Raw genomic sequence first — 13,426 nt, 5'->3', positions numbered from 1 at the left:
ACCTCATTTATGAATTAGTTCAAAGTCCACAATATTCTTATTAAATATATCAATCGCTCTGCCTTGTCCAAGCTGTGTCGTCATCTGACCGCCCTCCACCTTAAAACGCGCATTAGACTGCATCCATGGCCCTGTCTGCGTTGACATGGTGGGGAACTGAATTTTGGCTGGTTTATTTGCCGCTATACCAACTTCTTGGAGCTGAGCTGATGTTCCTGGTGTCACCGTAATTTTGACCGTCACACCGTCATATTTCGACGAATAGGCTACAGAGGGTGATATTGATGTTTCCGTAGTAGGGGGCAATTTGCCAGTTCTTGAGAATTGTTCAAACTGTCTTTCCGACATCGTACGATACATGATCTCATTTCCATGGGCATCAAACTCCAATACCGGGCTTAGCTGTCGCATCCCGGATGATCATATAAGCAAACGCTTTGAGAAACTTGCCATCGCCCGGGAAGGTATGGGTAGGCTTCTGCACGCCCTACAACAGCAACAACAATGATCGTCAAACTGCACAAACAAGCCCGCACAACGCCGGTTATCCGCGAGGAAATTCGCAACGCAACCGGCACCTTGGCCGAACTGGCGGCACGCTTCAACGTCAGCATCCCCACCATCATCAAGTGGCGGAATCGTGACTCTGTTGAAGACCGCTCGCACACGGCCCATCGGCTGCAAACCCGGCTGACACCGGCCCAGGAGCACATCGCGGTCGAACTGCGCAAGTTGTTCAAGCTCGGCCTGGATGACCTGCTGGTCGTCGTGCACGAGTTCCTGAATCCCGACGTTTCCCGCTCCGGGCTGGACCGCTGCTTACGTCGCCACGGCGTAGGCAACCTGCGTGATCTAGAGCCCTCGTCCGCGCCGGCCAACCGCCTCAGCAAGCCATTCAAGGCGTACGATCCGGGTTCCTTTCGCATCGACGTCAAATACTTACCGCAGATGCCGGACGAAACATCCCGCCGCGACTTGTTCGTTGCGATCGACCGCGCCACACGCTGGGTCTTTGTGCAGATTAAGTCGAACAAGACGGCCCATACCGCCAGAGCGTTTCTAACCGCCCTGCAAAGGGCGGTGCCGTGCCATATCCGAACGATCCTGACCGACAACGGCAGTGAGTTCACCGACCGGCTGTTCACCAAGCAAAAGCAACCGAGTGGTGAACACGAATTCGATCTGCTGTGCACTGCGCTCGGGATTGAGCACCGATTGACCAAACCGCGCCCCCCGCAAACCAACGGGATGGTAGAACGCTTTAACGGCCGGATCAGCGACGTGCTGGCGACGCACCGCTTCGAATCCGGCAAGGACTTGGCCGAGACGCTGGAGCGCTATGTACTGCTCTACAATCAGCACTTACCGCAATTGGCGCTGCAACATCGAACATCGATTCAGGCCATGAAGGAGTGGCAAAAACAGCGCCCTGAATTATTCAAAAAGTGCGTTAGCAATCGTCCGGGACTGGACATGTATAGCATTAGCGTACGCCTTGAACTGCGCCGATGCGGTATCAAGATTGTATTGAATGCGGTATGCATTTTCAGGCTTTGCATAACTGACGCTTTCCTGCGACCACCGAATTTCACTTGCATCAACCCATACATTGCGCCCGATAAGCCCTGCCGTTTTTGGAAAAAATGAATTGGCCAGCTATTTTAAGCTAGCCAATTTTTACTTATCACCTACATAAAAGCTGTTTTATCCCTTATTAGCTCGTGGTACATGTAAGTACACGCCTCGGCTTCAGTTTGAAATTTTTTAGAGAAGGTCTTTCCGCCACGTTCAAAGTAGAAAACCTCCCAACCATTACCAGAGTCTTCTAAGCAGAGCGCCATATCTTCAGGGCCAAATACACTGTAGGAACTGGGTCGAACTCCCGCCGCCTGCAAGGTACGTATAAGTTTTAGTCTAGTGGTTATATCCATTTAATGGCCCCCTATATATTTGCTTTAGTTGTCCGCTAGACAGCAAGTCCTTTACCCGAGAATCACCAAGGAGCTTGTACTGCGTCCCCATCCCCACCTCACCAAACCATGGGGCTATAGTCCCGGCTTCAACTTCAAGCCGCGATGTAACTTCAAATACTGAATATGGTGCTCGCAAGGTCCCCGGCCTCAATGCTCTTTCCCCGTATGACGTACCTGTTGGCGACAAAAAGCTACCAAAGTCAGACCCAAAACGGTCAATCTTCGTACCGGACAATAGGGTGAATGGTGAATTCCCGCCCAATGCGCCATAGTTAGGTTGAGTATGCCTTGAATCCATCGGCCAGCGCTTTTTCCAGGTTCAGCTGCGGGTCTTTTCCTTGGCGATCTGGTTCGCCACGAAGGTGCTGGCCTGCTGCTGGAAGGCCATGGTCACGTCCAGCGCGTTCTGCACTTTCGCCTGGTCGAAGTCGTTGGTCAGCCGGTGCGTGGTCAGAGAATTCCCAACGGTGCAGGCAATGGGAGCTGGTCATCCCGTTTTTGTGTACCCACATGAGGTTATATAAATCATATAATTTATTCATATCGAATGAGAAGGTATTTCTTTGCTGCAAAAATATCAGATACCACTACCACCACTTTGGATAGCTAGGGCTTTGTTGCATAAATCGGCCGAGGATTGAGCTTCCCCTTTCCCTAGGCAGATTTATGCCATAGCCACCGTTTGCGGTCGGCCAAGCACGCTGAAGCGATTCAGAATGGCGGCGCGCACTTGCAGCTCCGCCACCTGGCGGTCGAAGTCTCTGGCCATCACTCGTTCACCCAGCCGTTTGAAACAGCGCATCTTGGTTTCCACCAGGCTGCGGCGGTGGTAGCCGCTCCAGCGCTTCCAGATCGCCCGGCCCAGCCGTTTCGTGGCTCGGAGAATCTCATTGCGCGCCAACACGCCCGGCGATGTCCCTTTCCATGGCCTGCCATTCTTGCGGGTGGGGATGCGCGCATCGGCGCCGCGTGCGGCAATGGCTTCATGGCAGGTCTTGGTGTCGTAAGCGCCATCGCCGCTGACGCTGGCAACGGGTTCATTGGGCGGGATTTGTTGCAGTAGGGATGGCAGCATCTGTGCATCCCCCTGTCGGTTGTCGGTGACCTCAATGGCCCGAATTTCCAAGGTTTCTGCGTCGATGCCCAGATGCACTTTGCGCCATTGGCGGCGGTATTCCGCGCCATGTTTCTTGGTTTTCCATTCGCCTTCGCCCAGCATCTTGATGCCAGTGCTATCCACCAACAGATGCAAAGCGCCCTGGCTGTGGCTGTGGCTGTGGCTGTGGCTGTGGCTGTGGCTGTGGCTGGATTTACCCCCGTATAACAGGACACCGACCAACGCTTAAGTTGATGAAACCGCCAGGCGTCGAAACTCTCGTGGAGATCGGTATTTCAACGCGCGGTGCGGATGAAACTCGTTGTAATGCTCAATAGCCATCGCCAGATTCCGGTAAGCCGTATGGGCGTCCGGTTTCGGCATATGGCCGACGTAGTCTCGCTTCAGCGTCTTGACCATGCTTTCCGCCATGCCGTTACTCTGCGGGCTGCAGACCGGCGTGGTTACCGGCTTGAGGCCGATTTCTCGCGCAAACCGCCGAGTATCGGCGGCAATATAACTCGAACCATTGTCGCTCAGCCATTCCACCTCCGGCGAAATACCCAACTGAATGCCGCGCTTTTCCACCGCTTCCAACATAACGTCTCGAACCATGTCACCCGTGTAGCCACCGGTCGAGGCTGTCCAACTGATGATTTCACGGTCGCAGCAGTCCTCCGCAAAGACGACGCGCAGCTTTTCGCCATTATCACAGCGAAACTCGAAGCCGTCCGAGCACCAGCGGCGATTACTGGTGGTCACAGCAACGCGCCCCTCATGCCTGCGCGGGATACCCGGTTGTTTGAGCCGCCGCTGGAGCAGCAGACCATGCTGACGCATGATGCGATAAATGCGCTTCACGTTGACCGGTGGCAAGTTACCGGCCTCTCGCTGTCGCCGAATCAATCCCCACGTCCGGCGGTAGCCGTAGCTGGGCAACGGCGAAATGGCGGTCTGGATCTCTTTGACCAACTCGCTATCATCGGTCGATCGACAAGAACGACCATCGCGCCAATCAACAGGACGCGACGCACGGCGAATCACGTTCGAGCGCGCCAACCCGAGCGAAGTGCAGACCGGGGCTACTGGTCTTCCCCCGGCAATAAGGGTGAGCGCGCAATCCACTTTTTTGTGCGAGCGATGTCCACGGCTTCTTTGAGGATTTCGTTCTCCATCGTCTTCTTGCCGAGGAGTCGCTGTAGTTCGCGTATTTGCTTGATGGCTGACGCCAACTCGGAGGCCGGCACGACTTCTTCACCCGCGGCAATCGCCGATAGACTGCCCTCCTGATAAAGTTTGCGCCACTTGAAGAGCTGATTGGGATTGAGCCCATGACGACGGGCCACGAGGGAAACCGACTGGCCGGGCATGAAGCTTTCGGCCACAATGGCCTGCTTCTCCTCGATGCTCCAGCGGCGGCGGCGCTCGGGTCCGAGTACGTCTGTCTTGTTGTTGGTGTTAGTCATAAACATAGCCTTGAACCTATCCCTTATTCTAAGCGGGAATCGGTGTCCTATGTTTCAGGGGGCTCATCCAGTGGCTGTGGCTGTGGCTGTGGCTGTGGCTGTGGCGATAAGGGATGTTGACCTGTAGCGTTTTCTGGCGGCGGCATACCGTACTGTAGTCTGGAGCCGTCCAGCCGAGGCCCGCGAGTTTGAGCAGGCTTTGCACGAAGCCGATGGACTGCCTGAGCGCTAAGCCGAACAGGCATTTGATGGTCAGGCAGAACTGGATGGCAGCGTCGCTATAGGTTTGCGCCCGCCCGAGCTTGCCCTGGGGCTTGGCCTGCCAGGCCAGGTCTCGATCCAGTCAAACAGAGAAGGAACCGCGCTGGATCAGGGCGCGGTTGTAGGCTGACCAATTGGTGGTTTTGTACTTCGTAGGGACGGGCTTGGCCATGCCATCATTCTACCAAGCCTGGGCCTGGGCGGATTTGTGCAACAAAGCCGTATCATCTCATGACCTCATATCACAAGAAATTCTGACAGGCTCCACGAAACCAGACACCTATCTACTCGTAACATTATTGAATATTTTCCAGCCAGGTGCTCCGCAACACCTTTGCACAAAACTCTCCTCACCCACAACATAAAGCAACTTATCAAATGTATCTGGCCTAACGATACAAAATCTTAACGGATACCTTCCAAAAACAACACTAGCCATATTATCGAGAGGAGATTCCGGCCTTTGAATACTTACAATCGATTCACAATCAACCTGAAACTTATATATATCAAAATTTTTTTCCTTCTCAAATTCACAAATCCAACCAAAATATGCAACATCGCAATCTATTCCACTTAATGCACACGCCAAATTTCTCGCATCTTCATCAAGGATTTGTTTATCATCAAGAGTTGCGTAAATCCAATTTTTGCTTCGCAATATTGCTACATCTTCACCCCGAGTAAAATTTATCACATCCAACACATTCTGTTTAATAAAGTTAAAATGTTCTAGAGAGTGAAAATTAATTTTTGTTTCCATACCTAACCTCTCAACAGCGCTGCACGCACCTGAAGTTCCGCCACCTGTCAGTCAAAGGTGCGCGCCATCACCCGGCTACCCAACCGCTTGAAACAGTGCATCTTCGTTTCCACCAGACTGCGGCGGTGATAGCCGCTCCAGCGTTTCCAGATTCGACGGCCCACACGCTTGCATGCCGCAATCGCTGCATTGCGCACCTCGCTGCCGACAATTTTCGACTTCCACACCTTGGCGTTCTTGCGCGGCGGAATCACGGGCATGATTCCCCGTTCAAGTAGCGCTGCGTAACTGCCCTGGGTGTCATACGCGCCATCCAGCGTCACCGTGGCAACGGGTTCATCCGCCGGCAGCTGCATCAACAGCTCCGACAGTATCGATGCATCTCCCACACCATTGCCCGTCACCTCGATGGCGCGAATTTCCAGCGTTTCAGCATCGATACCAAGGTGTACCTTGCGCCACTGGCGACGATATTCGGCACCGTGCTTTTTGCGTTTCCATTCGCCTTCGCCGAGAAACTGGATGCCGGTGCTGTCGACCAGCAGGTGCAGTGGGCCGTTGCTGCGGCGATAGCCGATCTTGACCTGCAAGGTGCGCTGGCGACGGCATACGGTGGAGTGATCGGGCGCCGGCCAGTCGAGTCCGGCTAATTGCAGCAGGCTTTGCACCATGCCCAGACTCTGGCGCAATGGCAGATTGAACAGGCATTTGATACTCAGACAAAACTGGATGGCCGCGTCGGTGTAGTTGGCTGGCCGGCCGTTGTTGCTGGTGGATTCGGCATTGCATGTCTTTGTCGAGCCAGACCAGCAGCGATCCGCGTGCGGTCAGCGCTGCGTCGTCGTCATGCCAGTTGGTGGTCGTGTAGCGTTGCTTGGGCTTCTTGTTCTGGGGTGCTGTGGTGTTCATCGCCTTAGCATACCGCAGCGGGTGGCGGGGTTATACAACAAAGCCGTAAACAATCAATCAGGGAACTCGATGAACTGCACCGGCACCTGATCTGCCAACCAGACCAAATCGTTACCGCGATAGAAGGCCACACCGTTTGCAGCTGCAACCTTTGCCTGCACTTCCAGCAGTACTGGGAATCGGGCCTTGCGGCGACCGACCTGCTCCGCCGTCGCGGTATCCACCGACAGGTGGACATATTGCCGGTCCATCGGTTGCAAGCCACTCGCCCGTATCAACGCCACCGTTTCTGGTGACGTGCCGTGGTACAGCACGGCCGGTGGCTCCGCTGGCTGCTTAAGCAATTTATTCGGCACGGAATGGCCATAAAGGGCCCGGATTTTACCGTCGAGCAATTCATGCCGCTTTTTGTCCGAGTTCGCGATCATTGCCGCCAAGTCGGGCTCTTTCAAGGCCGACCACTCTGGCTTTTCTGAACGCGAGGCGGACAGCAATTCCTCAACCGGCACCCAGCCTTTGTCGTCGAGTTCCAGCTCATAAAGCCAAGGTTCGTGGCGAAGGGCATGGGATACCAATTTTGAAATACTTCCCGTATCCATTAGCCCACCCCAGCTTTTCTATTAATGAGCTTAATTGAAAAATTCATTTGACATTATTTTCCCGTCAAGACTTTTCTCGAACAATTAAGCAGTTCAACGTATTCACCAGAATCACGCGGAACAGCCTCGTCAGGGAGAAGGCCAACTTGATCGGATATTGCCGTAAAAAACCCTATACTCTTTGACCTATCCCATTCGCCAAGTGAGTAGCGACCAATAGTAAAATCACTCATTAGCCCAAAGGTAGAGCAATCCCCCTCTTTCTCACCAGGACTCGTATCCCAAAAATACAAATTACGCAAGACCACTTGACTCAACTGCGCTTCCGGCAGGGCGCCAACTAATGCTTCAGCACGCAATCCAGAAGTAAGCCACTTACCATGCCAAAGAGCATAAGCAGAAGCCTCTGCATGATAAATATCCGTCGCATAATCCGACTCATCCACTCCAAAGGGGCGTGAAGCCAATAAATCAGGTTTGCAGGGGAAGTAGGTATCTCTCTTCGTATACTTAACCAGTTGTTGAAAGGCATGATATTGCCAGTAATAAACGGGGCCAATTGAAATCCACCCAATTGTCGATCTACCAAACCCCGGCGGATTGACGCTCCTCATCATGAAGCTCAATTCAAATGGATCAAACCACACATCTAATGCCTGAGCATTCTGCGGAGGGTTCTTTGCCAAATAACACGCGGATGCAGCCCACGGAGCAGGAAGCGCCAAAGCACCTACGCAGTCCCCCATCTCGAGATAAGTAGACAAGGCCCGGGCATGAAGCGGTAATCCGTAATTTTCCAACGCTTTACTTAAAGCCAATCCACTTTCGCCATCGCCACCCGCACTTAAATAATCAACATATTTGACGCACAGGTCAATTAAAGCATCTGCTCTCTCATTTACTTTCACTGATTACCCAGCCTTTCCAAATGATTGAGGTACTTTGCCCAATCATTCGCATCTTTAAACGTGAAGACAGGCAAATCGGAATTGCCCGTTATTGGAAATTGACCAAATCTCTCTTGCTGCTGCAGGGATCTGATCATACCAGCCTGGCCCCAGGTATCAGGTGAGTCGCCTTTATAAAAGGTTGTTTTTGTCCCCACATCCGAAAATGCAACCGGTGATTCAAAGGATTGAGTCCGTCAAGGTGGTGTAACTATTTCGGCCCGAACTCCGGTCGGATTTCATGGTCTGGTTGCGACCCTAGCGGCGCCATCCAGTGCCGAGCATCAGCTTGGGCGGGCAGGAAACTCCAAGATGGAGTTGCTCGAGAACAAATCGCACGCACTCAGCCATCTGGGGCGGGTGAAATCAACTTATTCAGAGCATCCCTACAATAGCACGGCGGTTTCCCGACCCAAGCGGATCTCCATGACAGGGGGAGTCCTGCGGAGGATTATGAGCGCAGAGCAGACTGATATCGCGAAGATGCGCAGAATGCTCTCGAGTCTTTCCTGACCACCCGCAACAGACTCCTTAATGACGGCAACCGCCGCTTGCGATCACGTATCGCGCACCCGTCCTCTTGACATTCACCGCATTGGCCTCATCTAGGCTGTTTGTTCAACACGCCGTATACCTTTGCAGCGTTCCACCCTTTCATTCAGGAAAATCACATGTCCATTCTCGTTAACGGCGTCGAAATCACCGAAGAAATGATCCAGGCCGAGCAGAGCCACCATGCCGATGCACCCGAGCCGCGCGAGGCCACCATCCAGGAACTGATTCTGCGCGAACTGTTGCTGCAAAAGGCCCGTGCCGAAGGTCTGGACACCGGCGATACCAGGGAAGCCATTGGCGCGCTGCTGGACAAGGAAATTCACGTCGAGCCGGTGGATGAAGCCACCTGCCGCGAGTTTTACGAGCAGTATCCGGAACGCTTCAGCAGCGGCGAATCCGCCGTGGCCAGCCACATCCTGTTCCCGCTGACCGGCGGTGACGAGTTGTCCAACATGCTGACCAAGTCCAAGGCCGAAGGCGTGCTCGGCGAAGTTCAAGCCGGACCGTCGTTGTTTGCCACGCTGGCCGAACAGCATTCCTCCTGCCCGTCGGGCAAGCAGGGCGGCAACCTTGGCCGCTTTGGCCGCGGCCAAATGGTTCCGGAATTCGAACAGGCCGTTTTCAGCACCGAGGCCGGCCAGATCACCCCGCATCTGGTTCAGACCCAGTTCGGGTATCACATCATCCAGGTCAACGAACGCCACGCGGGCGAACAGATCAGTTTTGACGACGTCAAGGAACGTTTGCAGCAATACCTGACCCAGATGGCGGGCAGCAAAATGATGCATCAGTACCTGAGCGGTCTGGTAAACGCCGCAAAAATCGAAGGCTACGCCATGCCGTCGCTGTAATGCATTGACATCCTCCCAGGCCAGAGCCGAGTCACCGGTAACGATTTCTCGGCTTGGCAAAACAGAGGATGTCCGTGATCAAACTCAAGTCAGACCGCGGTTTCCTGGTTTTCCTCACATGGACAGCGATGGAACCGCGCAGCGTGATCTCTTTCTGTAATTTCGCAGCCACCCCGCCGCCATGTGCCAAGAGGCGCACTTCGTGACCTGATGGGAGGTTATCGGCCTTAGCGGACAAGCCGATGGTGCCCCCCGACGTCCGCTATCGGCCACAAACCATCACTTCCGTTCGCAAGGCTGGTGACCGCTTCAGGCGGATCGCCGCGGCTTATCGCTGATCCGCCGACCTCCTCCATTAGACCGTCCGACGGCGAACGGCTTATCCCTTGCCCTTTGCGTGGTCTCCGAAGAGCAGACTCCCAGTGCACCAAACGGCGTGGCCGAAGTTACGGATCAATTGCTCGCCCTGTCGCAGATACGACGCCGCGGTGTCGATGCCAGCGAGCTTGAGGGCATCGCCGATCTTCGAGCTGGTCGGGTGCGCGTCGCCAAGGCGCATGTCGTAGGCTCCGGCGATGGCAGCGAAGACTTCGCGTGCACGCGCTTCGCCAGCCTTCTGGGCGACGATGCTCTCCAATAATTTGTTGGAGCCCAGCTTCTCCTTGTCGGGGTGACTGGACAGTTTTCGAAGTGCGCGCACGTCGAGTCGGTCCGAAAAGACGCGGACAAGTTCCTTGGCCAGTCGCAAGAGTGAGGCTTGGTCCTTGCTTGCAAAGCGAGAGATGTGCTGCATTGACGTGGCATCGTCAATTTCATGCGAGAAAAGTGAGGTATCGAACGACTTGCGAAACTCGGCTTCCAGTAGTCGCATGCACCCGAACAACATCTCCTCCACGGCGTGGGTGCCCGCTGGCTGAGCTTTGACCTGTGAGGCGAGCAGCTCCGCACTGACCTTGCCCTCCGGCGCGACGTTACTCGCTGCCCAGAGGAACTGCTCCCAAGCTGGCAGCTTTGCAATGTCGTAGGCGTAGACGGTTATGAGTTCCGAGGTGTTGATACCAAAATGGGTTGAATACCCAGAAGTGGATTTGATTGCGCCGGTTTCAGCCGTGTACCAATCCAAGGAGAAGCCTCGATGGCTCAAGAGTTCGTTGACTACGGACGGACGAAACCAGAGCCATCGTCCGACGTCTTCGTTGTTGAGCTCAGCCGAAAACTTGCGTGAGCCGTCGGTGTCGACGATAAAGTGCGGCAGATTCTTATCCTCGTCCCCACGCACCCGCGTGCTTTTTTCCTGATGTTCGATCCACTCTTCTCGCCAGAACTCGCCTTCGACGCGGACACCGGGGTAGCCACTCCGATGGCCCCTAGCGCTTTCAGAAGCCATGTTGTCGTCCGTCTCAGGCCCCATGACCGGGGCGTCTTCCTCCTCGTCGACATCGGTGCGCCACATTCGAAACGACGCCCAGCTCCCGCCGAACACGGCGTTCAGCTCATTGATGCGCAGCTCGTACCTTCCACCTTCACGTTGCTCCTGGATCTCACTTAGGCCAGCATAAGGGCTATCCATAAGGTCGGCCACATTCTCCACCCGCTGGCGGTAATAGGAGAGACGAAGGGATAAACCGCGCGCAGCCAGATAATCCATCAGGAACTCGCGCTTGATTTCTATTAGGCGATGGCTGCCATCGCTATCCACCGCTTCTCTGGCAACCACCACAAAATCCTCTTCTGGCCTGACCCAGTTCGCACCCTCCTTGATCAGGCGAAGCGCGACCACGAGATCCGGACTCAGGATCCACTGTCGACCACCGACCACGGGCTGCGGATGCTCGAAAACGAGATTAATCCCGACGGGCTCCTTGTCGTTGTACTGATACTCCTCAATCGGAGAGTAGTGGCCGTCTGAATACGCATACGGAGCCACGGAGTGCCCTATGCCGATGTCGTTCCAACTCAAGCGTTCGGCGAGTTCATGATGCTGTTTGGGAAAGGCGACGGATCCGCAGGCAAATACGTCGCCGACATACCCTACATCTTTTACATTGCCCTTCTCGTCATCGAGCGACGCACGAAGGGGGACCCACGTTGCGCGAGAAAACTGACGCCGAATGTCAGACGATTGAAGAATCCAGGCTTCACTCATGTGTTGGCTCTCTTCGTGATGTCAGCTGCCGTAACTTTGATCCAGCAGCTCGCGTCGGAATTATGTTGGAGTTGCTTGCTGATAGTAGACCAGCGCTATCGATGCAAGTTGGGAGGGAAGCGAGTATCCGAGAGCAGCCACCGACGAGTGCCGTACTTTGGCCGTCAGTGGCGCACAGGTCGTCCAATGGGAGAAACAACTATCGACCTTAAGGTGACGGTCGGCGCGTCGGAATGCGGACGTTAACGTCCGCTGGAATGAAGAGTCAGGCATCACGCGCCTCAATTGCTGCTATAGCTGCGAGCGCCGACAGCTTCACGTCTCTTTTCCGTGATGTGGCTCCACGTTGAAGAGCGTCCAGGGACTTGCGCGTTCCGATCTGATTCAACGTAGCATGACAGTAGATCATGTCGTGGGGATCGCTGCTCGTGGACAAGAGCTCAAGCAAATTGTCTTCTGCGGCCGAACTTGCGCTCTTCTTTAGCGCTTTGATGGCCGCATGGCGCACAAGCCACCGCTTGTCACGCAGTAGCGAGAACACCGGGGTCAAATCAACTTCTGCCGGTTTTTGGATATCAGCAAGCTTTTCCAGGATGCAGGCAAGAGCGTACTTATCTGACTCACTTGGAACGAAAGAGAGGAGCCGAGATGCACAGAGAGCGTTTTGGCAGTTCATACCGATGCTTCCCATGATGAAGTACGCGGCCGACCGCTCATCCTTCTTAGGTTTTTGCGCCAAAAAGCCTAGAAGCTCGTCTATAAGTGCTACGTCGGTCAGCCTCTCGGCTTCGCGGTGTGCCTGCCACGAGACAGAATTCCTGCTGTCGGTTACTTCTTCTGAACGAGTCATTCGTTCGATCAATTCTGTCAGCGTTGCACGCATCTACCTGTCCCGTGATGCCTAACGTTTGAACTTACTGGACGGTGCGATTTTCCGCGCAGGTCCGGCGGGATGATTGATTGAAAATCAGTGACTACCTACATACGTGGCGCAACCAATGGCGTAGGGATTGTGCCGGCGGTACTCTTGACCGTCATTCTATGAGCTTCTCTTGCCTACAGCTGCTTTGGAGCAATTTCCCCGACGTCCACTTCTGGCCGATAGCAGTCATGCTATCACATTGTCATGAATGACCGCATTGGCCGACAAGGTGCCACGCCTGATTTCGATCAAGAGTTCGGCCGCAGCGGTTGTTGTCAGCGCTGCAGGGAACCCTGGCATCGGCCCAAAACACCATTCCCCGGTGGTTGCCTCCGGGGAACTCGGCGGATCACGCGTTGAGCTGAACGCGAGCGCTACAACAGCTTGTAGAACAGGGTGGTGCTGTTTAACACGCCGTCGGAACTGAGGGCGAACCGGGGAATCCGCCCCGCTTCCTGATAACCCAATTTGCGGTACAACAGGGACGCGGTGTCATCGCTGCGGGTATCGAGAACCAACAGGGTGCGCTGATGCGCCCGCGCCCGGCTTTCCAGCGCGGTCATCAATTGCCGCCCAATGCCGCGTTGGCGAAACGCGGTGTGCACCATCAGTTTTTCCACTTCGGCGCGGTGACGGCCGTTTTTCTTCGGGCAATAATGGATCTGCACGGCGCCCGCGATGCGGCAGCCCTCGCGCGCGACCAACAGCGTGCGCTCCCCCTTGGCCAGACCGTCGTCCACCTCCTGCCAATAACGCTCCGCTTCACCGGTTTCCAGCGGCGCAACAAACCCCACGGACGCACCGTCCGCCACGCAGTCATTCAACAAGGCCACCAATTCATCACGGCTTTCAGATACCGTGCTCAGTTGCTCGATTCTCATCGGCTTCCCTTTGTATTTGCCATGGGCGGGCTTCTCTTGGTACGGCGTTCGTTCCCT

The 13,426-nt window shown here is 54.8% G+C and carries 10 protein-coding genes and 4 pseudogenes; 2 read left to right on the top strand and 12 right to left on the bottom strand.

Annotated features, from left to right (window positions below; translation table 11 throughout):
- Positions 1 to 3: 3 nt before the first annotated feature.
- Positions 4 to 360: a hypothetical protein gene (locus JNO50_RS07450; protein WP_215796521.1), complete on the bottom strand. Its 357-nt coding sequence runs from the start codon at positions 358 to 360 to the stop codon at positions 4 to 6.
- Between the two features lie 144 nt (positions 361 to 504).
- On the opposite strand from JNO50_RS07450, the pseudogene JNO50_RS07445 reads away from it, so the two are divergent.
- Positions 505 to 1,473 (top strand): annotated as a pseudogene (locus JNO50_RS07445) (IS481 family transposase); the annotation flags it as partial.
- A gap of 441 nt (positions 1,474 to 1,914) precedes the next feature.
- Here JNO50_RS07445 and JNO50_RS19235 read toward each other — a convergent pair.
- From JNO50_RS19235 to JNO50_RS07405, 8 genes and pseudogenes are all read right to left on the bottom strand, one after another.
- Positions 1,915 to 2,271 carry a TNT domain-containing protein gene (locus tag JNO50_RS19235; RefSeq protein WP_189535970.1) on the bottom strand — a complete coding sequence of 119 codons (357 nt, stop codon included), beginning with the start codon at positions 2,269 to 2,271 and terminating at the stop codon, positions 1,915 to 1,917.
- A 366-nt stretch (positions 2,272 to 2,637) separates the two neighbouring features.
- Positions 2,638 to 3,237: pseudogene (locus tag JNO50_RS07435) on the bottom strand (IS5 family transposase); the annotation flags it as partial.
- A gap of 78 nt (positions 3,238 to 3,315) precedes the next feature.
- A protein-coding gene (locus tag JNO50_RS07430) for an IS3 family transposase (RefSeq protein ID WP_215796520.1) occupies positions 3,316 to 4,535 on the bottom strand; the annotation gives its coding sequence in 2 pieces (ribosomal slippage) (positions 3,316 to 4,202 and positions 4,202 to 4,535; 1,221 coding nt in all).
- Between the two features lie 91 nt (positions 4,536 to 4,626).
- Positions 4,627 to 4,968 (bottom strand): annotated as a pseudogene (locus JNO50_RS07425) (transposase); the annotation flags it as partial.
- Positions 4,969 to 5,076: 108 nt separating this feature from the next.
- Positions 5,077 to 5,559: a hypothetical protein gene (locus JNO50_RS07420; RefSeq protein WP_189535618.1), complete on the bottom strand. Its 483-nt coding sequence runs from the start codon at positions 5,557 to 5,559 to the stop codon at positions 5,077 to 5,079.
- A gap of 50 nt (positions 5,560 to 5,609) precedes the next feature.
- Positions 5,610 to 6,468, bottom strand: a pseudogene (locus tag JNO50_RS07415) (IS5 family transposase); the annotation flags it as partial.
- Positions 6,469 to 6,521: 53 nt separating this feature from the next.
- Positions 6,522 to 7,067: an RNA 2'-phosphotransferase gene (locus JNO50_RS07410; protein WP_189535616.1), complete on the bottom strand. Its 546-nt coding sequence runs from the start codon at positions 7,065 to 7,067 to the stop codon at positions 6,522 to 6,524.
- Positions 7,068 to 7,120: 53 nt separating this feature from the next.
- The gene (locus tag JNO50_RS07405) at positions 7,121 to 7,975 is read right to left on the bottom strand and encodes a formylglycine-generating enzyme family protein (RefSeq protein WP_189535614.1); all 855 of its coding nucleotides are present in this window, start codon (positions 7,973 to 7,975) and stop codon (positions 7,121 to 7,123) included.
- A 710-nt stretch (positions 7,976 to 8,685) separates the two neighbouring features.
- Here JNO50_RS07405 and JNO50_RS07400 point away from each other — a divergent pair.
- Entirely contained in the window at positions 8,686 to 9,420 is a 735-nt protein-coding gene (locus tag JNO50_RS07400; RefSeq protein WP_189535597.1) for a peptidylprolyl isomerase, read from the top strand.
- A 379-nt stretch (positions 9,421 to 9,799) separates the two neighbouring features.
- On the opposite strand, the gene JNO50_RS07395 is transcribed toward JNO50_RS07400, so the two are convergent.
- The 3 genes from JNO50_RS07395 to JNO50_RS07385 form a co-directional block, all read right to left on the bottom strand.
- Positions 9,800 to 11,566: a hypothetical protein gene (locus JNO50_RS07395; protein WP_189535595.1), complete on the bottom strand. Its 1,767-nt coding sequence runs from the start codon at positions 11,564 to 11,566 to the stop codon at positions 9,800 to 9,802.
- 265 nt (positions 11,567 to 11,831) lie between these two features.
- The gene (locus JNO50_RS07390) at positions 11,832 to 12,449 is read right to left on the bottom strand and encodes a HEAT repeat domain-containing protein (RefSeq protein ID WP_189535593.1); all 618 of its coding nucleotides are present in this window, start codon (positions 12,447 to 12,449) and stop codon (positions 11,832 to 11,834) included.
- Between the two features lie 413 nt (positions 12,450 to 12,862).
- The gene (locus JNO50_RS07385) at positions 12,863 to 13,369 is read right to left on the bottom strand and encodes a GNAT family N-acetyltransferase (RefSeq protein WP_189535591.1); all 507 of its coding nucleotides are present in this window, start codon (positions 13,367 to 13,369) and stop codon (positions 12,863 to 12,865) included.
- Positions 13,370 to 13,426 lie beyond the last annotated feature (57 nt).

Source organism: Paludibacterium paludis (assembly GCF_018802605.1).
Lineage (GTDB): Bacteria > Pseudomonadota > Gammaproteobacteria > Burkholderiales > Chromobacteriaceae > Paludibacterium > Paludibacterium paludis.
The sequence above is the reverse complement of the archived record's forward strand: the minus strand, read 5'-3'. Positions and strand labels throughout refer to the sequence as shown.

Excerpts from the sequence above, each read along its gene's own strand:
- JNO50_RS07395 (WP_189535595.1), bottom strand. The coding sequence starts at position 11,566 with ATGAGTGAAGCCTGGATTCTTCAATCGTCTGACATTCGGCGTCAGTTT.
- JNO50_RS07450 (WP_215796521.1), bottom strand. The coding sequence starts at position 360 with ATGTATCGTACGATGTCGGAAAGACAGTTTGAACAATTCTCAAGAACT.
- JNO50_RS07385 (WP_189535591.1), bottom strand. The coding sequence starts at position 13,369 with ATGAGAATCGAGCAACTGAGCACGGTATCTGAAAGCCGTGATGAATTG.
- JNO50_RS07400 (WP_189535597.1), top strand. The coding sequence starts at position 8,686 with ATGTCCATTCTCGTTAACGGCGTCGAAATCACCGAAGAAATGATCCAG.
- JNO50_RS07410 (WP_189535616.1), bottom strand. The coding sequence starts at position 7,067 with ATGGATACGGGAAGTATTTCAAAATTGGTATCCCATGCCCTTCGCCAC.
- JNO50_RS07420 (WP_189535618.1), bottom strand. The coding sequence starts at position 5,559 with ATGGAAACAAAAATTAATTTTCACTCTCTAGAACATTTTAACTTTATT.
- JNO50_RS19235 (WP_189535970.1), bottom strand. The coding sequence starts at position 2,271 with ATGGATTCAAGGCATACTCAACCTAACTATGGCGCATTGGGCGGGAAT.
- JNO50_RS07390 (WP_189535593.1), bottom strand. The coding sequence starts at position 12,449 with ATGCGTGCAACGCTGACAGAATTGATCGAACGAATGACTCGTTCAGAA.